The 25,520-nt window shown below is 59.9% G+C and carries 22 protein-coding genes; 11 read left to right on the top strand and 11 right to left on the bottom strand.

Features of this window, described 5'->3' with window-relative positions:
* Positions 1-23: 23 nt before the first annotated feature.
* From ACI5GA_RS14235 to ACI5GA_RS14220, 4 genes are all read right to left on the bottom strand, one after another.
* A complete protein-coding gene (locus ACI5GA_RS14235; RefSeq protein ID WP_404636612.1) occupies positions 24-998 on the bottom strand; it encodes a serine/threonine protein kinase in 975 nt (324 codons plus the stop codon).
* A gap of 225 nt (positions 999-1,223) precedes the next feature.
* Entirely contained in the window at positions 1,224-3,152 is a 1,929-nt protein-coding gene (locus ACI5GA_RS14230) for a PhoX family protein (RefSeq protein WP_421423051.1), read from the bottom strand.
* Positions 3,153-3,257: 105 nt separating this feature from the next.
* On the bottom strand, positions 3,258-4,022 hold the full coding sequence (locus ACI5GA_RS14225; protein WP_421423050.1) for a TOBE domain-containing protein: 765 nt from the start codon (positions 4,020-4,022) through the stop codon (positions 3,258-3,260).
* Positions 4,023-4,164: 142 nt separating this feature from the next.
* Positions 4,165-4,905: a ComF family protein gene (locus ACI5GA_RS14220; protein ID WP_421423049.1), complete on the bottom strand. Its 741-nt coding sequence runs from the start codon at positions 4,903-4,905 to the stop codon at positions 4,165-4,167.
* Positions 4,906-5,014: 109 nt separating this feature from the next.
* Here ACI5GA_RS14220 and bioB point away from each other — a divergent pair, with 109 nt between their 5' ends.
* From bioB to bioD, 5 genes are all read left to right on the top strand, one after another.
* Positions 5,015-6,070, top strand: coding sequence for a biotin synthase BioB (gene bioB / locus ACI5GA_RS14215; RefSeq protein ID WP_404636608.1), 1,056 nt, complete (start codon positions 5,015-5,017; stop codon positions 6,068-6,070).
* Between the two features lie 130 nt (positions 6,071-6,200).
* Positions 6,201-7,391 carry an 8-amino-7-oxononanoate synthase gene (gene bioF / locus ACI5GA_RS14210; protein ID WP_421423048.1) on the top strand — a complete coding sequence of 397 codons (1,191 nt, stop codon included), beginning with the start codon at positions 6,201-6,203 and terminating at the stop codon, positions 7,389-7,391.
* The gene (locus ACI5GA_RS14205; RefSeq protein ID WP_404636606.1) at positions 7,384-8,115 is read left to right on the top strand and encodes an alpha/beta fold hydrolase; all 732 of its coding nucleotides are present in this window, start codon (positions 7,384-7,386) and stop codon (positions 8,113-8,115) included. The genes bioF and ACI5GA_RS14205 overlap by 8 nt, the downstream gene beginning before the upstream one ends.
* Positions 8,108-8,956, top strand: coding sequence for a malonyl-ACP O-methyltransferase BioC (gene bioC, locus ACI5GA_RS14200; RefSeq protein WP_421423046.1), 849 nt, complete (start codon positions 8,108-8,110; stop codon positions 8,954-8,956). Before ACI5GA_RS14205 ends, bioC begins: the two co-directional genes overlap by 8 nt.
* Before the next feature lie 88 nt (positions 8,957-9,044).
* Positions 9,045-9,725, top strand: a complete 681-nt coding sequence (gene bioD, locus ACI5GA_RS14195) for a dethiobiotin synthase (protein WP_404637006.1) — start codon at positions 9,045-9,047, stop codon at positions 9,723-9,725.
* A gap of 140 nt (positions 9,726-9,865) precedes the next feature.
* Here the strand turns inward: bioD and ACI5GA_RS14190 are convergent, their stop codons facing one another.
* From ACI5GA_RS14190 to ACI5GA_RS14165, 6 genes are all read right to left on the bottom strand, one after another.
* Positions 9,866-11,338 (bottom strand): aldehyde dehydrogenase family protein, encoded by a 1,473-nt coding sequence (locus ACI5GA_RS14190; RefSeq protein WP_421423045.1) that lies wholly within the window; start codon positions 11,336-11,338, stop codon positions 9,866-9,868.
* Complete coding sequence (locus ACI5GA_RS14185; protein WP_421423044.1) at positions 11,331-12,149, bottom strand: ABC transporter permease; 819 nt, start codon at positions 12,147-12,149, stop codon at positions 11,331-11,333. Before ACI5GA_RS14185 ends, ACI5GA_RS14190 begins: the two co-directional genes overlap by 8 nt.
* A gap of 1 nt (position 12,150) precedes the next feature.
* Positions 12,151-13,101: an ABC transporter permease gene (locus ACI5GA_RS14180; protein ID WP_421423043.1), complete on the bottom strand. Its 951-nt coding sequence runs from the start codon at positions 13,099-13,101 to the stop codon at positions 12,151-12,153.
* A gap of 14 nt (positions 13,102-13,115) precedes the next feature.
* Positions 13,116-14,267, bottom strand: coding sequence for an ABC transporter substrate-binding protein (locus tag ACI5GA_RS14175; protein ID WP_404636601.1), 1,152 nt, complete (start codon positions 14,265-14,267; stop codon positions 13,116-13,118).
* A gap of 51 nt (positions 14,268-14,318) precedes the next feature.
* Complete coding sequence (locus ACI5GA_RS14170) at positions 14,319-15,455, bottom strand: ABC transporter ATP-binding protein (protein WP_404636600.1); 1,137 nt, start codon at positions 15,453-15,455, stop codon at positions 14,319-14,321.
* A 132-nt stretch (positions 15,456-15,587) separates the two neighbouring features.
* Entirely contained in the window at positions 15,588-16,397 is an 810-nt protein-coding gene (locus tag ACI5GA_RS14165; RefSeq protein WP_404636599.1) for a helix-turn-helix transcriptional regulator, read from the bottom strand.
* Positions 16,398-16,711: 314 nt separating this feature from the next.
* Here ACI5GA_RS14165 and ACI5GA_RS14160 point away from each other — a divergent pair, with 314 nt between their 5' ends.
* From ACI5GA_RS14160 to ACI5GA_RS14145, 4 genes are all read left to right on the top strand, one after another.
* Entirely contained in the window at positions 16,712-17,008 is a 297-nt protein-coding gene (locus ACI5GA_RS14160; protein ID WP_404636598.1) for a pyrroloquinoline quinone biosynthesis protein PqqE, read from the top strand.
* A gap of 360 nt (positions 17,009-17,368) precedes the next feature.
* Entirely contained in the window at positions 17,369-19,174 is a 1,806-nt protein-coding gene (locus ACI5GA_RS14155) for a phenylacyl-CoA dehydrogenase (RefSeq protein ID WP_421423042.1), read from the top strand.
* A 201-nt stretch (positions 19,175-19,375) separates the two neighbouring features.
* Positions 19,376-20,671: a GGDEF domain-containing protein gene (locus tag ACI5GA_RS14150; protein WP_404636596.1), complete on the top strand. Its 1,296-nt coding sequence runs from the start codon at positions 19,376-19,378 to the stop codon at positions 20,669-20,671.
* A gap of 224 nt (positions 20,672-20,895) precedes the next feature.
* Positions 20,896-22,674: an acyl-CoA dehydrogenase C-terminal domain-containing protein gene (locus tag ACI5GA_RS14145; RefSeq protein WP_404636595.1), complete on the top strand. Its 1,779-nt coding sequence runs from the start codon at positions 20,896-20,898 to the stop codon at positions 22,672-22,674.
* A gap of 350 nt (positions 22,675-23,024) precedes the next feature.
* Here ACI5GA_RS14145 and ACI5GA_RS14140 read toward each other — a convergent pair whose 3' ends face one another.
* Entirely contained in the window at positions 23,025-23,921 is an 897-nt protein-coding gene (locus tag ACI5GA_RS14140; protein WP_404636594.1) for a LysR family transcriptional regulator, read from the bottom strand.
* A 102-nt stretch (positions 23,922-24,023) separates the two neighbouring features.
* Here ACI5GA_RS14140 and ACI5GA_RS14135 point away from each other — a divergent pair, with 102 nt between their 5' ends.
* Together ACI5GA_RS14135 and ACI5GA_RS14130 are read left to right on the top strand one after the other, a co-directional pair.
* Positions 24,024-24,722, top strand: a complete 699-nt coding sequence (locus ACI5GA_RS14135; protein ID WP_421423041.1) for an MOSC domain-containing protein — start codon at positions 24,024-24,026, stop codon at positions 24,720-24,722.
* Positions 24,719-25,420, top strand: a complete 702-nt coding sequence (locus ACI5GA_RS14130) for an aminotransferase class III-fold pyridoxal phosphate-dependent enzyme (RefSeq protein WP_404636592.1) — start codon at positions 24,719-24,721, stop codon at positions 25,418-25,420. Before ACI5GA_RS14135 ends, ACI5GA_RS14130 begins: the two co-directional genes overlap by 4 nt.
* Positions 25,421-25,520 lie beyond the last annotated feature (100 nt).

Here is a 25,520-nt window from a genome sequence, read left to right as displayed (position 1 = left end):
CCGGGCAGAGCCGGTGGTGCGATTCAAAACAACTTCAGCGGCTCCTCGTTCAGCGCCGCCATTTGCTCGCGCAACGCCAACACCTGATCGCCCCAGTACCGCTCGGTGCCAAACCAGGAAAAGTTGTGAGGAAACGCCGGATCGTCCCAACGACGCGCCAGCCAGGCGCTGTAATGCAGCAGTCGCAAGGCGCGCAACGGCTCGATCAGTGCCAGTTCACGCGGGTCGAAATCGTGAAACTCGTTGTAGCCGTCCATCAATTCCGACAACTGACTCAGACAATCCTGACGACTACCTGCGAGCATCATCCAGATGTCCTGAACGGCAGGCCCCATGCGGCAGTCGTCCAGATCGACAATATGGAAGATGTCATCGCGGGTCATCATGTTGCCGGGATGGCAGTCGCCGTGCATGCGGATGTTCTGATGCGGCGTTGCCGCGTAGGCATCTTCGATGCGCTTGAGCAGGTCTGTGGCTACCGACTCATAGGCGGGCAACAAACTGCGGGGAATCACGTTGTGTTCCAGCAGGTAGTTCAGCGAGTCATGGCCGAAATTCTTCACGCCCAGCGCGTCGCGGTGCTCGAAGGGGCGAGCAGCGCCTACGGCATGAATGCGCCCCAGCAACTGGCCGAGGCGATAAAGCTGATCCAGGTTGCCCGGCTCTGGCGCGCGTCCGCCGCGGCGGGGAAAGAGCGTAAAGCGGAATCCGCCGTGTTCGAACAGGGTCTGCTCGTTGTGGACAAGGGGCGCGACGACCGGGATTTCCACTTCGGCCAGTTCGGCGGTGAAGCTGTGTTCTTCGAGGATGGCCTCGTTGGTCCAGCGACCGGGGCGGTAGAACTTGGCGATCAGCGGCTGATCACCGTCGATGCCGACCTGATAGACGCGGTTTTCGTAGCTGTTGAGCGCCAAAATGCGTGCGTCGCTGACGAAGCCGATGCTCTCGACGGCGTCCAGCACTAGGTCCGGTGTGAGTGTTTCGAAGGGGTGGGCCATGCGTACTCCTGCGCGCGGCCGGCGGCCGCGTCGGGCCCGTTATGTTAACGCAGACACGTTGCAGCTGACACAGCAGGTTACGCTCAGTGCCGCAGACCAAACTGTGGGAGCGAATTCATTCGCGAATCGGTCGTGCATCCGGTAGAGATGTGTCGGATGTACGATCGCATCGCGAATGAATTCGCTCCCACAGGGAACATCACTCGGTCTGGACGGGGGGCTGAATCAAGCGCCGATAACCCCGCCATCCTCCCGCGTGATCACCATCACCGACGATCTTGGCTTGCCGTTCGGCAAATGCTCGGGGAAGGTCGAGCCGCCTTTCTCGCCGGGGTGTTGAATCCCCACGAACAGCGCTTTCTGATCCGGCGCGAAGCTGATACCGGTCACTTCGCAGCCAATCGGGCCGACCATGAAGCGGCGAATCTCACCGCTGGCCGGGTCAGCACAGAGCATCTGGTTGTTGCCCATGCCTGCGAAGTCCCCGGCGTTCGAGTAGTCGCCGTCGGTGAGAATCCACAATCGACCGGCCTTGTCGAAACCCAGGCCATCCGGGCTGTTGAACATGTTTTGCGCAGTGATGTGGCTGGAACCGCCCTGCGGTTTTCCCGTGTGTACATCAGGATTGCCCGCGACAACGAACAGGTCCCAGGCAAACTCAAGCGACGACGCATCCGAGCCCTTTTCCTGCCAGCGCAGAATTTGCCCGTACTGGTTTTTCTCCCGAGGGTTCGGGCCGCCCACTGGCTGGCCATCTTCACCGCGTTTGACGTTGTTGGTCAGCGTGCAATAGACCTGACCATCCTTGGGGCTGACCACGATCCACTCCGGCCGGTCCATGCGTGTCGCCTTGACCACGCTCGCCGCCAGACGCGCATGAATCAGCACTTCGGCCTGGCTGGCAAAACCGCTCGATACGTCGATGCCGTTCTTGCCGTGGGTCAACTCGATCCATCGGCCCTGGCCCTTAGGGTGATCCGGGTTGCTGTCGCCATTATCGAACTGGGCGACGTACAGCGTGCCGTGGTCGAGGATGTCGCGATTGGCTTTCGGGTTCTTATGGTCAATCTTGTCGCGGCTGACGAATTTGTAGATGAACTCGCCCCGCTCATCGTCGCCCATGTACACCACTGCGCGGCCATCTTTGGTTTCGGTCACGGCGGCGTTTTCATGTTTGAAACGGCCCAATGCCGTGCGCTTGACCGGTGTGGATTTCGGATCGAACGGGTCGATCTCCACCACCCAGCCGTGGCGGTTGAATTCGTTGGGGTTTTTCGCGACATCGAAGCGAGGATCGTGAGGGTGCCAGTTCACCTCCTTGCTGGTGGCGACCACGCCGTAGCGCTTGGCCGCGGCGTCGAACTTTTGTGCAGGATCGCTGCTGCCGAAGCAGTCAGTGAAGTTCTCCTCGCACGTCAGATAGGTTCCCCACGGCGTCTTGCCGTTGGCGCAGTTCTGGAAAGTACCGAGCACGTTCTTGCCTGTCTTGTCGGCCGAGGTTTTCAACCAATCATGCCCGGCTGCCGGGCCGCTCAGGTGAATCAGCGTGTTGCCATGAACGCGGCGGTTATACTTCGAACCTTGCACGAACTTCCATTCACCGCTTTTGCGCTTCACTTCGATCACTGAAACGCCTTCGCTGGCCAAGGCCTTGTGCACGTCGTCAGCGGATTGAGGGTCTTTGCCGTGATCGAACAGATAGCGGTAATTGGTGTACTCGTTGTTGATGGCCATCAGCGCACGGCCAGCGGTGTTGACGTCGTCGCCGGGGAAGGTGAACAGGCTCATGCCGTCGTTGTTGTCGCCGAATTGCAGTTCCTGCGCCTTAGCGGTGCCTTTGCCGCTCGGGTCGAACGCCGGGCCGCCTGCGTGCAGAGGCTGACCCCAACTGATCAGGACGGAAGACCTGTAGCCCGGTGGCAGGCTGATGCTGTCGGCGGTGGAGGCGGGAATACTGTCGAAGCCAATCAGCGTGCTGTTGCCTGCGCTGACGCTGGCGGCCATCACGCTGCGGCTGAGCAGGTTACCGCCCAGAAACATCGCCGCACCACACAGGGCGCCTGCGCTGATGAAGCCTCGACGGGTGAGGCCTGCGCCGTTTTGAGAGACAAGCGTTTCGAGGTCGGTTGACTGGTGTTCTTCTAATAGTTTCATCACGGGCTTCCTGCGGTTTTGGCGCAAACCTTATTCAGCCTGGATGACGCTATTGTGTCCGTTCGGTGACGGTGTGGGCCGCTGAAAACAGCAAATCGTCGCCCGTTAAAGTGGAGTGCCAATCAGTACATAGGACGGCGCGAACAGGACGCTTACCTGACTGCCGACCTTTAAATTCAAAGATTTGAGGTGGTCTGGCTCTGCCACTGCGCACAGCGTCTGACTGCTGGGCAGCACAATTCTGACTTCGCTGGGGCCGTCTTCACCGTCCAGAATTTCCTCGATTTTGCCGCTCAGACAATTGTGTCCAGGTGTTACGGGATGGTCGGGCGGCAGCAGCTCCAGCCAACTGGCCTTGATCAGCGCAAACACCTGAGTGCCTTTCTCCAACTCCAACCGCTGGGTGCTGTCGTGGGTAATCTGCACATCGATAGACAGGCCGCCCGCCAGTGCCAGCCCAATCATGTCGTTGCGCCCGAACGGCGTGATGCTCGACACCTCGCCGTGCAACTGGTTGCGGGCGCTGGTGCGCAGCATCAATCGGCTGAGCAGCGCCAGATCGTCAGATTCTTCCGGCGTTTCCAGCAGTTGCGTCTGCAACGCTTGCAAGCGCTGATACAGACGCAACACCCGCTCGCCTTCTTCCGACAACTTCGCGCCGCCACCGCCCCGCCCACCAACGCTGCGCTCGACCAGCGGCTTCTGCGCCAGGTTGTTCAGCTCATCGATGGCATCCCACGCCGCCTTGTAGCTCAACCCCGCGCTTTTCGCGGCCCGAGTGATCGAGCCTTGCTCGGCAATGTGTTGCAACAGCGCGATGCGATGAGGGCGGCGGACCATGTGTTGCGTGAGGGAGGGGGGTAGGGACATGTTGGGCAAGTCTGGTCATGTTGTGATGGGGCGAAGTGTAAGGCACTTTCCTTTAATGCAATACGAGTCCCTGTAGCGGCACGGCTTGCCGGCGGTGGCGTATATGAGATCGTCACTGTCGGCAAGCTGTGCTGCTACAGGATTAGCGTGTGTCCTCAGGCTTTGGCGTGCGGGCTAAACAATACACATCGACTCGGCTCGCCCCGGCTCGGATCAATAGCCTCGCAATGGTGTCGGCGGTTGAGCCTGTAGTGAGCACGTCATCGATCAGCGCGATGTGTTTGCCGATGACGTGTTCGGGCGCCATCAACACAAACGCTTCCCGCAGATTCCGTTTCCTCGCCTTTGCATTCAATCCCTGCTGCGCGGGTGTGTCTTTTGTGCGTTTGATCAACTGCTCATTCACCGGCAGCTTCAGCGCAGAGGCCAGCCAGTTCGCGATCATTGCCGCCTGGTTATAACCGCGTTGGCGCAGCCTCTTGTTGGCCAGCGGGACGGGGATCAAGGCATCTGGCCGTTCGAAGCCTTCGTCAAAGCGGTGTTGCAACGTCTGACTCAGCAGCTCGGCAAGCAAGCGCCCGAAGGGCCATTTGCCCTGATGTTTGAAACGCGTGACCAGCGCGTCAACGGGAAAGTCATACAGCCACGGCACGATGACCTTATCGAAAGCAGGCGGCTGTCGTGTGCATTGCGCGCAGGTCAGCCCAGAGATCGGCAAAGGCAGCGCGCAGCGCTCGCATTGGTCGATCAGCCAAGGCAGTTCGCTTTCGCAGGCGGTGCAGATCGGGAGGATCGAGTCGGTCTGTTCGTCGCACAACAAACAGGTTTGTACGTTTTTTAACCATATGTAAACCTGATGGTTGTCATGTGGTTGACAGTGCATCGCGCTTCCTTAAATATGCCGAACATCCGTGTTGCGCCTGTGGTCTTTCCGGTTTCGCCAACTGAGTGAACCGCCCGGGTACTCGCCTAAATACATGAAGGAGCCGCCCATGAGCGCCAGCATCAATGCCACTTTGCGTCACGACTGGACCTTAGCCGAGGTCAAGGCGTTGTTCACACAACCCTTCAATGACCTGCTGTTTCAGGCGCAAACCGTGCATCGCGCTCACTTCGACGCCAACCGCGTGCAAGTCTCCACGCTGCTGTCGATCAAGACCGGCGCCTGCCCGGAAGACTGCAAGTACTGCCCGCAGTCCGGGCACTACAACACTGGCCTTGAAAAAGAGAAGTTGATGCAGGTCCAGCAAGTGCTGGAAGAGGCAGCGCGCGCCAAGGCCATCGGCTCGACCCGATTCTGCATGGGTGCTGCCTGGAAGCACCCGTCGGCCAAAGACATGCCGTATGTGCTGGAAATGGTCAAAGGCGTGAAAGCCATGGGCCTGGAAACCTGCATGACCCTGGGCAAGCTGGATCAAGACCAGACCAAGGCGCTGGCTGATGCAGGTCTGGACTACTACAACCATAACCTCGATACCTCGCCCGACTTCTACACCCGCATCATCACCACTCGTACTTACAGCGAGCGTCTTCAGACCCTGGCCTACGTGCGTGATGCAGGCATGAAAATCTGCTCCGGCGGTATCCTGGGCATGGGCGAGTCGCTGGACGACCGCGCCAATCTGCTGATTCAACTGGCCAACCTGCCAGAGCATCCGGAGTCGGTGCCGATCAACATGTTGGTAAAAGTCGCCGGTACGCCGCTGGCCAACGCCGAAGACGTCGATCCATTCGATTTCATTCGTATGCTGGCTGTTGCGCGCATTCTGATGCCGCAATCCCACGTGCGTCTGTCGGCGGGCCGTGAGGCGATGAATGATCAAATGCAGGCCCTGGCGTTCTTCGCCGGTGCCAACTCGATCTTCTACGGCGACAAACTGCTGACCACCGCCAACCCGCAGGCTGACAAAGACATGCTGCTGTTCTCCCGTCTGGGCATTCAGCCGGAAGCCCGTGAAGAGCATTCGGACGAAGTGCATCAGGCGGCCATCGAGCAGGCGCTGGTGGAGCAAAAGAGCAGCGAGCTGTTTTACGACGCGGCGGTTTGATTCCGTCCGCACCGCCACTCTCTGTAGCAGTCCGGCTTGCCGGCGGCAGCGATTTCACTGGCGCCACCGCCGGCAAGCCGGACTGCTACAGGGCGCTTGCAACGCCCATCGAATACCCCACGAGGCCTGCATGTCTTTCGATCTGAGCGCACGTCTCGCTGCCCGTCGTGCCGAACACCTCTATCGCCAACGCCCACTGCTGGAAAGCCCGCAAGGCCCGGAAGTGGTGGTCGATGGCAAGCCGCTGCTGGCTTTCTGCAACAACGACTACATGGGGCTGGCCAACCATCCCGACGTCATCAAGGCCTGGAAAGCCGGTGCCGAACGCTGGGGCGTGGGCGGCGGGGCTTCACATCTGGTAATTGGCCACAGCACGCCGCATCACGCACTTGAAGAGGCGCTGGCCGATCTCACCGGCCGCCCACGCGCCTTGCTGTTTTCCAACGGTTACATGGCCAACCTCGGCGCGGTGACTGCGCTGGTGGGGCAGGGCGATACCGTGCTGGAGGATCGCCTCAACCACGCGTCGTTGCTCGACGCCGGTTTGCTCAGCGACGCGCGGTTTTCCCGCTATCTGCACAACGACCCCGACAGCCTGAGCACCCGGCTGGAAAAAGCCGTGGGTGACACATTGGTCGTCACTGACGGCGTGTTCAGCATGGACGGCGACATCGCTGATTTGCCTGCGCTGACCACGGTCGCCAAAGCCCGAAAGGCCTGGCTGATGGTTGACGATGCTCACGGCTTTGGCCCGCTGGGCGCGAATGGTGCAGGGATCGTCGAGCACTTCGGTTTGAGCATGGAAGACGTGCCGGTGCTGATCGGCACGCTCGGCAAGTCCTTCGGCACCGCAGGGGCGTTCGTTGCGGGCAGTGAAGAATTGATCGAGACGCTGATTCAGTTCGCTCGCCCTTACATCTACACCACCAGCCAGCCCCCCGCGCTGGCCTGCGCAACGCTGAAAAGCCTTGAACTGCTGCGCGGCGAACACTGGCGTCGCGAGCACCTTCAAGCGCTAATCAAACAGTTCCGCGACGGCGCCCTGGCATTGGGGCTGGAATTGATGGACAGCTTCACGCCGATTCAACCGATCCTGATCGGCAGCAGCGACCGCGCCTTGCGCCTGTCGCAGATGCTGCGCGAGCGTGGCCTGATGGTGACCGCGATTCGCCCACCGACGGTGCCAGCGGGCAGCGCGCGTCTGCGCGTGACGCTGTCTGCCGCCCACAGCGAGGCTCAGGTGCAGCTATTGTTGGAAGCGTTGGAGCAGTGTTATCCGCTGTTGGGCACGGACGAATCGGGGGAGCCACACGATGCGTGATCGATTGATCTTGCTGCCGGGCTGGGGGCTTGGCGTCTCACCGCTGGAACCTTTGGCAGCGGCGTTGCGGGGGCTGGACGAGCACCTGCGGGTCGAAATCGAGCCGCTGCCGGATCTGGACAGCGATGACCTGAACGAATGGCTCGACGAACTGGATTCATCTCTCCCAGATAACGCCTGGCTGGGGGGCTGGTCCCTCGGCGGCATGTTGGCTGCTGAACTGGCCGCGCGCCGTGGCGAACGCTGCTGCGGCCTGGCGACGTTTGCCAGTAACGTCTGTTTCGTCGCGCGAAGCCAATGGCCGAATGCGATGGCGCAGACCGATTTCGACGCCTTCATTACTGGTTGCAAAGACGATCCGGAAACCACCCTCAAGCGCTTCAGCCTGCTGTGTGTTCAAGGTGCCGAAGAACCTCGCGCATTGTCGCGTCAGCTCAAAGCGGGTGCGCCTCATGGTACCCGCAACGGCTTGATCGAAGGCCTCAAATTGCTCGAACAAATGGACACTCGCGCAGCACTGCAAGCCTATCGCGGGCCACAACTGCACCTGTTTGGCGGTCTCGACGCCTTGGTGCCTGCTGAAGCCTCTACCGATCTGCTCGATCTTCTGCCGGATATCGAAGTCGGCGTGATCGAGCAGGCCAGTCACGCGTTCATCCTGGAAAACCCCCACGGTGTCGCGGCGGCAGTCCAAGCGTTTTTACATGAGTCCGGCGATGACTGATCTTTCCCACTGCGCGGTGCTCAAGGCCGTGAAACAGCAACAGGCGACACCCGATAGCCATCTGCCGGACAAGCGTCAGGTCGCGGCGTCTTTTTCCAAGGCGGCGGCCAGCTATGACAGCGTCGCGGATTTGCAGCGTGCGGTCGGCGGTGAGTTGATGTCGCGCCTGCCCGAAACGATGCTTGAGCGCTGGCTCGATCTGGGCAGCGGCACAGGCTATTTCAGCCGCGTGCTGGCGCAGAACTTCCCCCACAGCGAAGGCGTCGCGCTGGACATCGCCGAAGGCATGCTCAACCACGCGCGGCCTTTGGGCGGCGCACAGCATTACATTGCGGGCGATGCAGAAAGCCTGCCATTGCGCGATGCCAGTGTGGGATTGATATTTTCCAGCCTGGCGGTGCAGTGGTGCTCGGATTTTGCGTCGGTACTGTCGGAAGCCAAGCGCGTGTTGCAACCCGGTGGCGTATTCGGTTTTGCCAGCCTGTGCGTCGGCACTCTGTATGAGTTGCGCGACAGTTGGCAGGCCGTGGACGGTATGGTGCATGTCAATCGCTTCCGCGCCTTCGAGGACTATCAGCAGCTCTGCGCAGACAGCGGTTTGCAGGTGCGCAGCCTGGATGTGTTGCCGCATGTATTGCATTACCCCGATGTGCGCAGTCTGACCCACGAACTCAAGGCACTGGGCGCCCACAACATCAATCCTGGTCGGCCAGGCGGATTGACTGGCCGGGCGCGGATTCAGGCGTTGATTGAGGCGTATGAGGGCTTTCGGCAGGAGAAAGGCCTGCCTGCAACCTATCAAGTGGTTTACGCCGTGCTGAAAAAACCAGCGGCTGTTTAAAAAATGACCGGTTTTATGAGCGCCGTTCGTGCGAGCGCTATAGTGAGTGAGCAATAGTTTGAAAAAATCTGAACGGATGGTCGCCAAGATGAGTGCTGCGTATTTCATCACGGGAACCGACACCGATGTGGGCAAGACCACCATTGCCACGGGGCTGCTGTATGCGGCGCGACAATCCGGATTGAGCACGGCGGCGGGCAAGCCCGTGGCTTCGGGCTGCGATGTGAAACCCAAAGGCCTGCGCAACTCAGATGCGGTCGCCCTGCGTGCCGAGTGTTCGGTGGAGCTGACCTACAACGAGGTCAACCCGGTTGCCTTTGAACCTGCCATCGCCCCCCACCTGGCGGCTCGCGAGGCGGGTGTTGCGCTGACCGTGCAATCGCTGCTCGGCCCGATGCGGCATATTCTGGAAAAAAAGGCTGATTTCACCCTGATCGAAGGGGCGGGCGGTTGGCGCGTGCCACTGGCGGATCAGGCCAATTTGTCGGATCTGGCGATCGCGTTGCAACTGCCGGTGATTCTGGTGGTGGGCGTGCGTCTGGGGTGCATCAGCCATGCGCTGCTGACCGCTGAAGCCATCGCCAATGACGGTCTGCAACTGGCCGGTTGGGTAGCGAACATCATCGACCCGAAGACGTCACGCCTTGAAGAAAACCTCGCAACGCTGGCCGAGCGTCTGCCCGCGCCGTGTCTGGGCCGCGTGCCGCACATGAAAAAGGCCACGCCGGAGATGATCGCCGAGCATTTGCATTTGGAGTTGTTGGACTGAGCGCTGATTACGCATTTGATCGTTCCCACGCTCCGCGTGGGAATGCTGCCTCTGACGCTCCGCGTCAACCCGACGGCGGACGCGGAGCGTCCGGACGGCGTTACCCACGCGGAGCGTGGGAACGATCAGAAAGCAGCGGATCACTTGATATACCACCCCCACGCCTGATCACTGACGTACTCCGTCACCTGTTTCACTTCCAGATAGTTATCCAGCCCCCATTGCCCCAATTCCCGGCCAATCCCGCTGTGCTTCATCCCGCCCCATGGTGCTTCGACGAAGGTGGGTTGTGAGCAGTTGACCCACACGATCCCTGCGCGCAGGTGATTGGCCACCCGCGTGGCACGCTGGGGATCGGCGCTCATCACGGCGGCGGCCAGACCAAAGCGGCTGGCGTTGGCCATTTGCACCGCTTGCGCTTCGTCTTTGAAGCGCTTCACGCACAGCACCGGGCCGAAGATTTCTTCGCGCCAGACGATGCTGTTGTGCGCGGGCTCATCGAAAATCGCCGGTTCCATGAAGTAGCCCCTTTCCAGATGCGCCGGACGTTTGCCTCCCGTAAGCAGCTTCGCGCCACTGGCCTTGCCCTGATCGACAAAGCCCAGCACTTTTTCGTACTGCCCACGACTGACCAGAGGCCCCAGTAACACGTCAGGCTCAAGCCCTTGCCCGAGGGTGATCTTGCGTGTTTCTTCCACCAATCGTTCAATGAGGCGTGACGCGATGTTCTCCTGCACCAGCAAACGCGACGTTGCGCTGCACACCTGGCCCTGATTCCAGAAAATCCCGAACAGAATCCACTCCACCGCCGCCTCGACATCAGCGTCGTCGAACACGATGAACGCGGATTTTCCGCCCAACTCAAGGCTGATGTTCTTGATGTCACTGGCCGCTGCCGACATGATTTTTGACCCGGTCGGCACGCTGCCGGTGAAGGCCAGTTTGTCGACGCCGGGGTGCAGCGTCAGCGGGCTGCCTGCGTCCGCGCCCAAGCCGGTGACAATGTTCAGCACGCCAGCGGGCAGGCCGATACGATCCGCCGCACCCGCCAGCTCCAGCGCGGTGAGCGGGGTGAGTTCCGAAGGCTTCAACACCACCGTGGCACCGGCGGCCAGCGCGGGCGCGACTTTCCAGGCCGCCATCAGCAGCGGGTAATTCCACGGGATGATCTGCCCGGCGACACCCACCGGTTCCAGCCGCGTATGACAACGAAAGCGCGTGTCGGGCAGGGCGAGTGGCTGGTTCTGACGACCGTCCAGCTCACGTGCCAACCCTGCGTAATAGCGAAAGCAGCCAATCGTATCGCCGATGTCCCACTGCGCCTCGGGCAGCGGTTTGCCGTTGTCGTGCACTTCAAGGATGGCCAGGTCGTCTTGCACGTTTTGCAGTTCATCGGCCAGCGCGTCGAGCCACACGGCACGCTGGGCGCCAGTGGTTTGGCCCCACTCACTCTCAAAGGCACGTCGGGCAGCTCGCACTGCGTGGTCGATGTCTTCTTCGGTGCCCGCCGCGACCTTCTGCAAAACCTGCTCGGTCGCCGGGTCGATCACATCAATGTAGCCACCCAGATCCGGGCTGACCCACTCGCCGTTGATGTACAACTGATCACGCATGTGAGGCTCCTGTGCGGCGATTTTGCAGATAGCGGGAAGTGAACAGCAGTGCCAGCGAGGCGCAGATGATCACCGTGGAAACCGCGTTGATTTCCGGGGTCACGCCGCGCCGGATCGACGAGAAGATGTAGATCGGCAGCGTGGTTTCAGGGCCAGCGACGAAAAACGCGATGATGAAATCGTCGAAACTGAAGGTGAATGCCAACAGAAAGCCCGCCATGATTGCCGGGGTGATCTGAGGCAATGTCACGCGCCAGAAGGTTTCCAGCGGTGGTGCGTAGAGATCGGCAGAGGCTTCCTGCAAGGCTTTGTCCAGCGACTCCACGCGGCTGCGCACGATTACCATGACCAACGCCATGGTGAACAGCGAGTGAGCCGCGACGACCGTGAAGAAGCCCATGTTCAGCTTCGGGAGGCTCGGTATCAGTTGGGCGAGCAAAGGGTTGATCACGTCGAACACGCTGATGAAAGCGATCAACGTCGAGATGCCGATGACGATGCCGGGGATGATGATCGCGCAATAGGTCAGGGCGTCGAATATCAGGCGGATTCTGCGCCCGGCCCGTTGCAGGCCGAACACCGCGAGGGTGCCGAACAGCGTCGCCAGCACCGCCGAGCAGGTGGCGATCAGCGCGCTGTTGCCCAAGGCTTCCATGATGAACGGGTTGCTGAAGGCCCGCCCGAACCACTGCACCGAGCAGCATTCGAAGGCCAGCCCGCTGCGCCCGGCGTTGAAGCTGAACAGCATGATCAGCGCGATGGGCAGGTAGAGAAACAGATAAAGCGACGTCGAGTAGGTGCGCAGCCACATGTCAGAGCGCTCCTTCGCCGGGCTTGCCACCGTAGCGGGCCACCAATTTTAGATAGACACCGATGATCACCAGCATGATTGCCACCAGGGTCATCGCCAGCGCACTGCCAAACGGCCAGTTGCGCGATTGCAGGAACAGGTCGACCAGCGCGTTGCCGACGAAGAACACCTTGCCGCCGCCGAGCACGGCAGGGATAAGAAATTCGCCCATCAGCAGAATGAACACCAGCATCACACCGGTAATGATCCCCGGCGCCGAGAGCGGCAGGGTGATGCGGCGGAAACTCTCGAACGCGCTGGCGCCCAGATCCGCCGAGGCTTCCAGCAAGCGCTTGTCGAGCTTTTCCAGACTGACGTAAATCGGAAACACCATCAGCGGCAAGTAGCCGTACACGATACCGATCAGCACCGCGTAGGGCGTGTTGATCAGCCGCACATCGTCCAGCCCGACACTCGCCAACAGCGCCGGAATGCCTTTGCCGCTGAGGATGAAAATCCACGCGTAGGTGCGAATCAGGAAGCTGGTCCAGAACGGCACGATCACCAGCGTCAGCAACAGCGAACGGCTGCGTCCGGCTTTTACGGCGAGAAAGTAGGCCAATGGATAGGCCGCCAGCAGACACACCAGCGTCCCCAGCGGCGCCAGCATCAGCGTGTTGCCGAACGCCGCCGCGCGGGAGCCGAGGTTGAGGTAATTGGCCAGTGTCAGGCCGCCCGCGTAACCGCCGACGGCGCTGCGCTCGCCAAAGCTGAATACCAGAATGATCACCAACGGCATCACCAGAAGCAGCAGGAACCACAGGGTAGACGGCAGCAGCATCAGCATCGTGATGCGCCGCGCCAGGCTACGCCGCCGAAGGTGTGCGCGCTCGATGTCCACCGCCGCCTCGGCAGCGGCGGGGCGAGCGTCAGGGGTCATGACGGCTTGCATGTGCGGTTCCTTGTCGTTCATGGCGATACGCCGGATCAGGCGGCCTTGAAGCGGGCCATCAGTTCGGCGCGCAGCGGGCTGGTCAGCGTCGCGGCGGCACCGAATTCCAGTGGGCTCAATTGCTCGGCGGCCGGATACATGATCGGGTCGTTGAGCATTTCCTTCGGCAGCAGCGCATCGACACGCTTGTCGCCGCTCGGGTAGCCGTGGCTCAGCACTTCCAGCTTGTTGTGCTGCGGGTCAAGCAGGTAATTGATGAAGGCGTAAGAGGCGTCTTTGTGCTCTGCGCTTTTCGGGATGGCGAAGAAGTCGCTCCACAGCTCGCCGCCTTCCTTGCCCAGCGCGTAGACCATCGACGGAATGTCGCGATGCAATTGCGAGGCATCGCCGGTCCAGGACATGGCCAGAATTGCGTCGCCGCTGCGCATCGACGGCTGGATGTCGGAGTTGATCGCAAACAGGTGCGGCTTGACCTCGATCAGCAGTTTTTCGGCGTCGGCCAGTTCTTTCGGGTCCAACGAGTTGAAGCTGTAACCGAAGGATTTCAGGGCGTTGCCGATGGCGGTCAATTGGTAGTCGTGCACCATGGTGCGGCCGTCGGCCTGATCCTTGGCCAGCGCCCAGAACTCTTTCCACGAGGTGGGTTTGGCCTTGAGCTTGGCGCTATCGTAGGCCATGCCGGTGGTGCCCCAGTTTTTCGGCACGGCATACACCTTGCCGTCGACAGTGCCTTGGGCCATGAATTTTTCTTGAAAGGCCGACGCGTCGAAATTCGGGATGCGCGACAGGTCCAGCGGCTCGATCAGCCCCAGTTTCACGTAGGTGCTGATGGTGTAGTTGGTTGGCACCAGTACGTCCCAGCCACTGCCGCCTGCCTGCAATTTGGCGAGCATTTCTTCGTTGGAGCCGAACACGCTCATGGCCACGCGGGCGCCGGTGGTCTTGGCGAAGTTATCGAGGTTTTCCTGGCTGTGATAATTCGGCCAGGTGGCCAGGCCCAGACGGTCGCCGATGTTTTTGTCAGCACCTAGTGCGCTGGCGCTGGAGCTGCCCGCAAGCAGCCCCGGCATGTTGGTGGCGACCACCGCCGCAGCGATACCCAAGCCGGTACGACCCAGGAAGTCGCGGCGCGTGATCGAGCCGTTCTGCCAACTGCGCATCGTCTTGATGAAGGTTTTCTGGTCCATGGCATGCTCCCCGTCTGATAAATAGTCCGATCGTTGGAATTGCTGTGCGCCTTACAGGGCCATCGCCAGGCCGCTGGCGTTGTTCCAGCCCACTTGAACGGCGGCGCCGTGTTCGAAACCTGCGTTGTCTGACGCCCCTTGGACCCCTGAGCCGAGTTGGCGCGGCACCCGCACGCAGACGATGCCGAATGGTTGGGTGCGCACGCGGTATTCGGTGATGTTGCCCAGATAGATGCGGTCTTCGACGCAGCCGTCCAGGGTTACGTCGCGACCTGGCAGGCTGCCTTGGGCGGCGATGTCGATCAGCTCCGGACGCACCGCGATGCAGCCCTCGGTGTTCGCACTCAGGGCCGTTCCGTTGGGCGTCAATGGGCTGCTCAGCTCGATGCCTTGCTCTGTGCGCAGCAGCGCCGAATTGCCCTGCACGTGGCGCACGGTGCCGTTGAACAGATTGGATTCGCCGATGAAGTCGGCCACGTAGCGTGTAGCGGGGGCTTCATAGAGTTGTTCGGGGGAGGCGGTCTGGATGATCGAGCCGCTGTGCATCACGCTAATGCTGTCGCTCATCGACAGCGCTTCTTCCTGATCGTGAGTGACCAGCACGAAGGTGATGCCAACTTCACGTTGCAAGCGCAGCAGTTCGGACTGCATTTCCTTGCGTAGCTTGCGGTCGAGTGCGGCTAGCGGTTCATCGAGCAACAAAACAGTGGGCTTGTTTACCAGCGCCCGCGCCAAGGCTACGCGCTGTTGCTGGCCGCCTGACAACTCGCTTGGTTTGCGATGACCGAGGCCTGAAAGACGCACCATCTCCAGCGCCTCGTCGGCGCGGCGTTGCTGTTCTTTCTTGTCCGGGCGAGGAGTGAGGTAGCGCAGGCCGTAGGCGATGTTCTGCGACACAGTCATGTGCGGAAACAGCGCGTAATGCTGGAACACCATGTTCACGGGGCGCTGATAGGCGGGGACGCCTGCGACGTTTTTGCCTGCCAGACGCACCTCTCCGACGGTCGGCTGATCGAAGCCTGCGATCATGCGCAGTGTGGTGGTCTTGCCGCAGCCCGAGCCGCCGAGAAAGGAGTGAAAGGTCCCGCGCTTGACCTGAAAACTCAGGTTGTTCACGGCCTTCAAGTTGCCGTAGTGCTTCTCGACGTTACAGAACTCGATATCGTTTTCGTGGCGATGGTCGGTCATCAGAGGCTCTCGCATTCCAGTGCAGGGTTCGCTGCGATGGAGGCGAAATTAACAACCGCGGTTTTGCGCTGTATATATCCCTCGGGGGATAGGTGTCGTTTCAGAACGCGTCACTTGTAGGAGTGAGCAGGCCTAGGCAGTGGCTGCAATATCCGGCCCGGTCAGCTCGCGAATGAACAGCCCCAGCAACTCGGCCTGGCTGCCAATTCCGAGCTTGGCATAGATGTTCTTGCGATGGATTTTCACGGTTCCCGGACTGATCGTCAGTTGCTCGGCCACCGACGCGCTGGAGTGCCCGCGCAACAGCAGACGTACGATTTCCTGCTCGCGCCCCGTGAGAATGTGATCACCGAAATGATCAAAAGCGGCGTGTACCTTGAAGTCGAGATCCTGCGGCGAGCGCGGCTGTTGCGCCCGATGCTGACGCCAGGCTTCGTTGATCACTTGCTCGACAATCGCTTGCGCACACTCCATCAGTTGCAGTTCATCGCGGCTGAACGCGCAACTGGTGGTCGCCCGCATCAGCGATAACACAGCCATCGCGTCGCCGCCCAGATCCACAAAGAACGCCACTTCCTCGGCCAGCCCCGTTTGCTGGTAATACGCCAGGTAATACTCGCTGAGATAGAAGTGATCGGGCGCGAACTGGCGCAGACGCCACAACCCCGGTTGCTGTTTTCGGGTACAGGCCAAGTAAAACGGGTCCAGCAGATAGGGGCCGCACTGGTAATCGTCGACGTACACCTTGCGCTTGTCCGGCGGGAAAGTGTCGAACAGTGCAAGTGGACGGTGATTACCCTCGTAGATGAACAGCACGAAATGATCGACAGGCGCGATTTGCTTCAGCCACTGGCTTAGCCCGCTCAGCCGCGCGCCGCCTCCCGGCAAGTCGAGAAGATGGGCGATTCCGCTGGTCCAGTGTTTCAGTTCCTTTGGGCGCATGAGGCGTTCGTGGCCGAATCCGGGAAAGAGGAGCAGTTCAGCACAGGATGCAGGATGTGCGCCACTGCACAGTTCGGGGCTTCGGTAGCAGCGAGCAGGGGAAGAAGCGGGTAGGCTGATGGCCTGAATTGTTTCGTGATGCACTGTTTTTACGCATGAATTGTCACCGGTTGCTACGCGGTAACGTCTCAAATCAGGTGCGATTCGGGCCTCGTCTATCAGAAGGCCCGATGCCATTAGTCTTTTTGCCGAGTGTTTCACGGCTGATACTGGTTTAATGGCGTTGTTCGTTTTTTGAACAAAGGACTCCAGTCATGCAAATCTCACTGAACAACACGCTGTATCCAGGCCTGAGCGCGATTCAGGTCGGGCAGGACCGTGTCGATCAGGCGGCTACTCAACTGGCCAGCCCGGCGACCGAAGTGTCTGGTCGTAGCCAGTCTTCGGATTTCCAGCTTGAGCGTCTGCGTTCTGTCGAGCGCCCTGACCGTTCCGATCTGGCCTCCAATGTGGTTGAAATGGCCGAAGGCAAATTTCAGGTCCAGGCCGGTGTGAAAGTCGAGAAAGCCAGCGACGAAATGCTGGGCACGTTGATCGACACCTACGCGTAATTCCCTCTCTCTGACGTGCGCTGCGGCGCACGTTTGCGTTACGCCCTCCGCCTCTGAATAACGCCCTATAACGCGACCGAATCGCGGCGTTCTAAAGGCCGTTCCAGAGCGCTTCCTCAACTAGACTCTTCTCTATTGCCCCGACCCGTTTCGTGCGTTGTGCGTGGTCGCGTGCATGACGTTTTGCGCAGCGTTGATGAAAGGTTCGCGATGCGCCCTTGACAACTCAATGGGCGTAAACGTATGTTTCAAACACCTGTTTGAGCCTCGAACAAAAGCAGATATCGAGGAGCGGGGCCAGTCCCCACAGTGACCCTACGGTCATCCAATTCAAGGATTCATCAGCAGAGGTTTATCGCTATGCCTGACTACAAGGCCCCCTTGCGTGATATTCGCTTCGTTCGTGACGAGTTGCTCGGCTACGAAGCGCACTACCAGAGTCTGCCAGCCTGCCAGGACGCCACGCCTGACATGGTCGACGCCATTCTGGAAGAGGGCGCCAAGTTCTGTGAGCAGGTATTGGCGCCGCTGAACCGCGTCGGTGACACCGAAGGCTGCACCTGGAGTGAGTCCGGCGTGAAAACCCCGTCGGGTTTCAAAGAAGCCTACAAGCAATTCGTCGAAGGCGGTTGGCCAAGCCTGGCCCACGACGTTGCCCATGGCGGCCAGGGTCTGCCTGAGTCGCTGGGTCTGGCGGTCAGCGAAATGGTCGGTGAAGCCAACTGGTCGTGGGGCATGTACCCAGGCCTGTCCCATGGCGCGATGAACACCATCTCCGAACACGGCACCCCTGAACAGCAAGAGGCTTACCTGACCAAGCTGGTGTCGGGTGAGTGGACCGGCACCATGTGCCTGACTGAGCCTCACTGCGGCACCGACCTTGGCATGCTGCGCACCAAGGCTGAACCTCAGGCCGATGGTTCGTACAAAGTCTCGGGTACCAAGATTTTCATTTCCGCTGGCGAACACGACATGGCCGATAACATCGTCCACATCGTGCTGGCCCGCCTGCCTGATGCGCCTGCGGGCACCAAAGGCATTTCGCTGTTCATCGTGCCGAAGTTCGTGCCGAACGCCGAAGGCGGCATCGGTCAGCGCAACGCTGTGAACTGCGGTTCCATCGAGCACAAGATGGGCATCCACGGTAACGCCACCTGCGTAATGAACTTCGACGGCGCTACGGGCTTTCTGATCGGCCCGCCGAACAAGGGCCTGAACTGCATGTTCACCTTTATGAACACCGCGCGTCTGGGCACGGCATTGCAAGGTCTGGCTCACGCCGAAATCGGCTTCCAGGGCGGCCTGAAATACGCCCGCGAACGCTTGCAAATGCGCTCGCTGACTGGCCCGAAAGCGCCGGACAAAGCCGCTGACCCAATCATCGTTCACCCTGACGTACGTCGCATGCTGTTGACCATGAAGGCCTTCGCCGAAGGGACACGTGCGATGGTGTACTTCACCGCCAAACAGGTCGACATCGTCAAGTACAGCGAAGACGCCGATGCCAAGAAGCAAGCCGATGGTCTGCTGGCGTTCATGACCCCGATCGCCAAGGCGTTCATGACCGAGGTCGGTTTTGAATCCGCTAACCACGGTGTACAAATCTACGGTGGCCACGGCTTCATCGCTGAGTGGGGCATGGAGCAGAACGTGCGCGACAGCCGCATCTCGATGCTGTACGAAGGCACCACTGGCGTTCAGGCCCTCGACCTGCTGGGTCGTAAAGTGCTGATGACTCAAGGCGAAGCGCTGAAGGGCTTCACCAAGATCGTGCACAAGTTCTGTCAGGCTCAGGAAGGCAACGAAGCAGTCAGCGAATTCATCGCGCCATTGGCTGCACTGAACAAAGAATGGGGCGAGCTGACCATGAAGGTCGGTATGGCCGCCATGAAAGATCGTGAAGAAGTCGGTGCTGCTTCGGTGGATTACCTGATGTTCTCCGGTTACGCGTGCCTGGCGTACTTCTGGGCTGACATGGCGCGTCTGGCAGCCGAGAAGCTGGCAGCGGGCACCACGGAAGAGGCGTTCTACACCGCCAAACTGCAAACCGCGCGTTTCTACTTCCAGCGTATCCTGCCACGCACCCGTACTCACGTTGCGGCCATGTTGTCGGGCGCCAACAACCTGATGGACATGAACGAAGAGCACTTCGGCCTGGCTTACTGAGTTACGCGCTGCGCTTTACCTCAAAGCCGCTTGTCCTTCGGGGCAAGCGGCTTTTTTGTGCCTGTGGGTCAGGCCCCTGTGCGCACCGCAACAAACCGTGATCCAACGCACAATTTTTTCTCATCAAATCTGTTACTCAGCCGATACAGGCACTGTGCCATTTGATTTAAACTCGCTTCATTCCGGTCGGAGATAGTCCTCTTGCTGCGCCCATCCGCTGCACGGATCAGCCATTTTTTGCCTTCGTTGGCGTTATTCATCGCCGGGCTGGCGGCTGCCTATGTGAAGGACCTCAACGTATTCTTCACGTCACTGTTCAACGTATTGCCCACTCTGGTGTTGTTGCTTGGCGGCGCGTACTGCGGCGTCTACAAGCGCCAGCGTGAACTGTTTCTGATGATCACGGTGTACGTCGCGTATTTCCTGCTCGATACACAAACCGATTACTACCGCGATAACGGAAAGGTCCGAGAAGACGCCGCTGTGGTCTTCCACTTGTGTTGCCTATTGTTGCCAGTGATGTACGGCCTGTTCGCGGCGTGGGAAGAGCGCACGCATCTCGGCCAGGACCTGATCGCCAGGCTGGCTGTGTTGCTCGCGGTGGGCGGTGTCGCGCTGGGGCTTGAGCAGAGTTTTCCGGAAGCACTGCTCGCTTGGCTGGCGGACATTCGCTGGCCGTCGTTGCATGGCGAATGGATGAGCCTGATTCAATTGTCCTACGCGACATTCCTGGTAGCCTTCGGCGTGTTGATCGCTCAATACATCCGTAAGCCCCGCCCGCTGCATGCCGCGCAACTGGTGGGTTTGTTGGCCATGTTCTGGGCGCTGCCGAAAACGTTCATCCTGCCGTTCACGCTGAACATCATGTGCAGCCAGGTCATGTTGATGATTGCTGCCGGGGTTGCCCACGAGGCGTATCAAATGGCCTTTCGTGACGAACTGACCGGATTGCCGGGCCGCCGCGCGCTCAACGAGCGGATGCAGCGCTTGGGGCGCAATTACGTACTGGCCATGAGCGACGTCGACCATTTCAAGAAATTCAACGACACCCACGGTCACGATGTCGGCGACCAGGTGCTGCGTCTGGTGGCGAGCAAGCTGTCGAAGATCACCAATGGCGGTGGTCGCGCCTATCGCTATGGGGGTGAGGAATTCGCGATCGTTTTCGCGGGCAAGACCCTCGAAGAGTGCATGCCGCACCTTGAAGTCATCCGCGAGACAATTGCCAACTACGCCATCCATCTACGTAATCAGGACAGCCGTCCGCAGGATGATCAGCAAGGGCGCCAGCGCCGCGCAGGTGCTCAGGCCTCGACGGTTTCCGTGACTGTCAGCATGGGCGTGGCCGAGCGCCAGCCAGAGCACCGCAACCCCGAGGAAGTGTTGAAGGCAGCGGACCAGGCGCTCTATGCCGCCAAAGGCGCCGGTCGCAATTGCGTCATCGCTTACGGTCAGACGAACAAGCGCGGCGCCGTCAGAATGGCCGCCGCCAGCTGAATTTCTTTCCTTTTTCTTTGTAATCAAAGGCTTTCACAAACCCTGTGAAGGCCTGCTTATTTTTGTCATTTATATGTGACCATAAAATGATTAATGGTCACTACTTGACCCTATGTGTCGCAAATGGTGTTCCTGTACACTCGGATCAACTGACACATCGACGCCGCATGATGAGGTGTGGTGTCTCTATTTCCGGGTATCTGTTGCTGTTTGCGAGGTTTGCCATGGCTGACTACAAAGCGCCTTTGCGCGATATGCGCTTCGTCCTCAATGAAGTGTTCGAGGTCTCCAAGCTCTGGGCCACGTTGCCCGAATTGTCCGAGACCGTGGACGCGGAAACCGTCGAGGCGATCCTCGAAGAGGCGGGTAAGGTCACTGGCAAATCCGTTGCGCCACTGAGCCGTGCTGCTGATGAAGAAGGCTGTCACTGGAAAGATACCGTCGTTACCACTCCGGCAGGCTTTGTTCAGGCCTACAAGACCTACGCCGAAGGTGGCTGGGTCGGCGTGGGCGGCAATCCTGAATTCGGCGGCATGGGCATGCCCAAGGCTGTGTCCGCGCAGGTCGAGGAGATGGTCAACTCGTCGAGCCTGGCGTTCGGCTTGTATCCGATGCTGACCTCCGGCGCCTGTGTATCGATCAACACCCATGCCAGCGAAGAACTGAAAACCAAGTTCCTGCCGAACATGTACGCGGGCATCTGGGCCGGTTCCATGTGCCTGACCGAGGCCCACGCAGGGACCGACCTGGGTATCATTCGCACCAAGGCCGAGCCTCAGGTTGATGGCTCCTACAAAATCAGCGGCACCAAGATTTTCATTACCGGTGGCGAGCACGATCTTACCGAAAACATCATTCATCTGGTGCTGGCCAAACTGCCGGATGCACCGGCTGGCCCGAAAGGCATCTCGCTGTTCCTGGTGCCGAAATTCCTCGTCAATGACGACGGCAGCCTCGGCGCACGCAACACCGTTTCCTGTGGCTCCATCGAACACAAAATGGGCATTCAGGCCTCGGCCACCTGCGTGATGAACTTCGATCTGGCCGAGGGTTATCTGGTCGGTGAGCCGAACAAAGGCTTGGCCGCGATGTTCACCATGATGAACTACGAGCGTCTGGGGGTTGGCATTCAGGGCTTGGCGTCTGGCGAGCGCTCGTATCAGAACGCCATCGAATACGCCCGTGATCGCCTGCAAAGCCGAGCGCCGACCGGTGCGCAATTCAAAGACAAAGTCGCTGACCCGATCATCGTTCACCCTGACGTGCGTCGCATGCTGCTGACCATGAAGGCGCTGAACGAAGGCGGTCGTGCCTTCTCGACGTACGTTGCCCTGCAACTGGACACCGCCAAGTACAGCGAAGACGCCGAAACACGTCAGCGCGCCGATGCGCTCGTCGCGTTGCTGACGCCCGTGGCCAAGGCGTTCCTGACCGACATGGGTCTGGACACCACCGTACAGGGTCAGCAGGTGTTCGGCGGTCACGGGTACATTCGTGAGTGGGGCCAGGAGCAACTGGTGCGAGACGTGCGCATCACGCAGATTTACGAAGGCACTAACGGCATTCAGGCGCTGGACTTGATGGGGCGCAAGGTGGTCGCCAGCGACGGTGCGTTCTACCGGTTGTTCTCTGAGGAAGTGCGCCAATTCATCGCTTCGTCCGACAGCTCCCTGGGCGAATTCACCAAGCCATTGAACGCGGCGCTCACCACACTGGATGAATTGACCAACTGGGTTCTGGACCGCGCCAAGGCCAACGCGAACGAAATCGGTGCGGCGTCGGTCGAGTATCTCCACGTGTTCGGCTATACCGCTTACGCCTACATGTGGGCGATGTCGGCCAAAGCCGCACTCGGCAAAGAGGCTCAGGACGATTTCTATGCCAGCAAGCTCGGCACTGCGCGTTTCTATTTCGCACGCCTTTTGCCGAGAATTCAGTCGCTTGTCGCGTCGGTGAAGGCGGGCAGCGAGCCTCTGTACCTTCTGGATGCTTCGCAATTCTGATCCGCTTACGTCGTGTAAGCATTTGCTTACACGACGTGCTGACAATCAGCTCTATCGCTCTAATGGATCCAACATTAATCTACACACATGGACGTCGCGCAGGATGCGCAAACAGACAACAGGGACACGTAGGGATTGCCTGCCAGGACGGTGGGAAGAAAGGGAAATCAAAAGGGAAACAGTCTGGAAAACCTCGCTTCGGCGGGGTTTTCTTTTATGTGCGCCTGAAAGATTCTGTTGTCAGCCCAGCCACTTTCGCCACCAAGGCGGTTGACCTGCCACCACAGAATCTCCCGCAAGGATCGCGTCCGATCCAAACCTCTTGCTCGGCGCCGGCTCCCAGCCGTGGTTCAAGGTATAGACACCGGCTTTTCCACCTCGTCCAGCACCGACTTCAACAACTCCAGCGTCGCCTGCTGTCGTTGCGCATCACGATACAAAAGCCCGATCTGCAGCGGCACGCGTGGCTCACTCAGTGGCTTCCACAACAACTCCTCGTTGTCCTGAATATCCTCCGCCCGCCCCGGTAAGACCGTCGCCAGTTTCATGTGCGCGAGGCTGTCGAGAATCCCTGCCATGTTGTTCAACTCGGCCTGCACATGCGCGCGTCGCCCCAGATTGCCCAACTGTGTCTGCCATATCTGTCTCACTTGAAACTCTTCGCCGAGCAGCAACATGGGCAACTCGGCCGCCTGACTCATCGAGACTTTCTTGAATTCCCGCAGTGGATGATTGGCCGGGATGACGAGTTTCAGTTCATCTTCGTACAGCAACATGCCGTGTAACCCTGGCTGGCGCGCTGGCAGGTAACTAATGCCGATGTCCAGCGAGCCATTGAGCAGACGCCGCTCGATTTCCATCGCGCTCAGCTCATAGATCTGCACCACCAGATGCGGCTGGGCTTTTCGCACATGCTCCAACATCTGTGGCACGAGGCTGGAGTGCACGGTCTGCATTACACCAATGGCGAGCGTCCGTTGCGATTGCCCCTTGAAGTTGCGCAGGGCATCACGAGCACGTTGCATGCCGTCCAGCAGCGGAACGGCGTGGTTGTATAACGTGTGCGCGGCGAGGGTCGGCAACAGGCGTTTGCTGCTGCGTTCGAACAGGCTGACATCGAGGCTGTGTTCGAGCAGGCGGATCTGTTGCGACAGGGCCGGTTGTGACAGCGAGAGGCGTTCGGCAGCGCGCCCTACATGGCCTTCTTCATAGACCGCGACGAAATAACGCAGTTGGCGGAAATCCATAAGTGATTCTTATCGAAATGGCTGGAAAATCGAAATGGCTGTTTAAACGGTAGGCGCATAGTCTACGCCCAACTCACAAGGGTTACAGGGCCGCACAGCATAATGAACAGCGTTCGCGTTGAAGGTGTTTACATAGGTAAAGCGAAAAATCTGGGTCATGGATTGATCAGCGATATCGACAAGCACCGATTAAACCGACGCTCATGGCTGTGGCCGCAAGGGCTGGGCACCGACGAGCACGGTGATCCGCGCTTTCACACCGGCCCTGAACGCGCCTTGCATCATTACCCTTCCGAGCATTACGCCTACTGGCGCAAGCACTACCCACAAATCGAGTGGGGCGCACCTGCATTTGGTGAAAACCTGTCGTCCATCGGGTTGACTGAAGAGCACGTGTGCCTGGGTGACATGTTTCGTTGGGGCGAAGCACTGCTGCAAATCAGCCAGCCCCGTTCGCCGTGCTACCGCTTGAGCCACCGTTGGGGCATCGAAGCGTTGCCACAACACGCCCAGGACACAGGGCGTTGCGGCTGGTTTTACCGCGTGCTCAGGCCCGGTTTTGTAAACCCCGACGACAGGTTCGAACTGATTCAGCGCAGCTATCCCGGCCTGACAGTCGCCTGGGCGCTGCGCAGCTTCTATCAGGAGCCGCTGGAGCACCCGGGCCTGAAAAAACTCGTCGATTGCCCGGCATTGTCGTCCCGCTGGCGCGACCTCGCCCTCAAACGCTTGCGCACAGGCCGGGTCGAGGATTGGAGTGATCGTTTGCTGGGCCTGCCACTGGAAGGATTGCGCGCATGAACCTGTTCAAACGGTCACGTCCTGCCGAGGCGCCCGAGACGGCAACTGTCGATCAGCCTTTGCTGCCCCCGCTGGAGCGTCTTCGCCAACGCACCGGCAGTGATCAGGCAGGCTTTTTCGCCGCCGAATACGATGCCTGCGTAGGGGCGATGAAGCTCGCACGTCTGTGGGGTGAACACCATCGGCGGGGGCACTGTGGTGTCGTGGTTGCCAGTGGTGGCCGTTTCGACGAGTTGATCGAGTCGATGGCGACGGCGTTCTGTCGAGTGCCGTTCAACGACCTGGCTGCCATGGAGGCCGCCGTGGATTCTCGCACCGTGGCGATCATTCTGGAGCCGATTCAGGGTGAGAGCGTGGTAACGCCCGCCACTCAAGCCTATGTGCAGGGCGTGGAAGCGCTGTGCCGGGCGCTGAACATTCTGCTGATTTTCAACGAGGCGCGGGGCACTGTCGGCCAGCAGGGTGGCTTGCTTTGCGAAGATGCTTACGGCGTTTGTGCAGACATCGTGGTGCTGGGCGATCACTCGAATCGTAGCCCGCGCATTCCAGCGCTCCTCGCCCGAGGCCAGGCTTGCGTAGCTTCCGTGGAGTCGCTGCCCGGCTACGTTCAGGAACCCTGCTCCACGACGCGTCCGGCACGCCCGGCGCCATCCCCTCGAATTCAACGGTCGTTCGTGCCCAGCGGGCTGATGGCCTGACGCAACCCTATACCGTCTTGCGTTATTTACGCTTCGCCCTGCACCGGAGAACTGGGTGTGGGGCGTTTTTTTGTGGGTGATGGCTCGTTGATATGGCGTG

This window comes from Pseudomonas sp. Pseu.R1, assembly GCF_045764065.1.
Classification (GTDB): Bacteria; Pseudomonadota; Gammaproteobacteria; order Pseudomonadales; family Pseudomonadaceae; genus Aquipseudomonas.
This window is presented reverse-complemented; position numbering and strand designations above follow the sequence as displayed.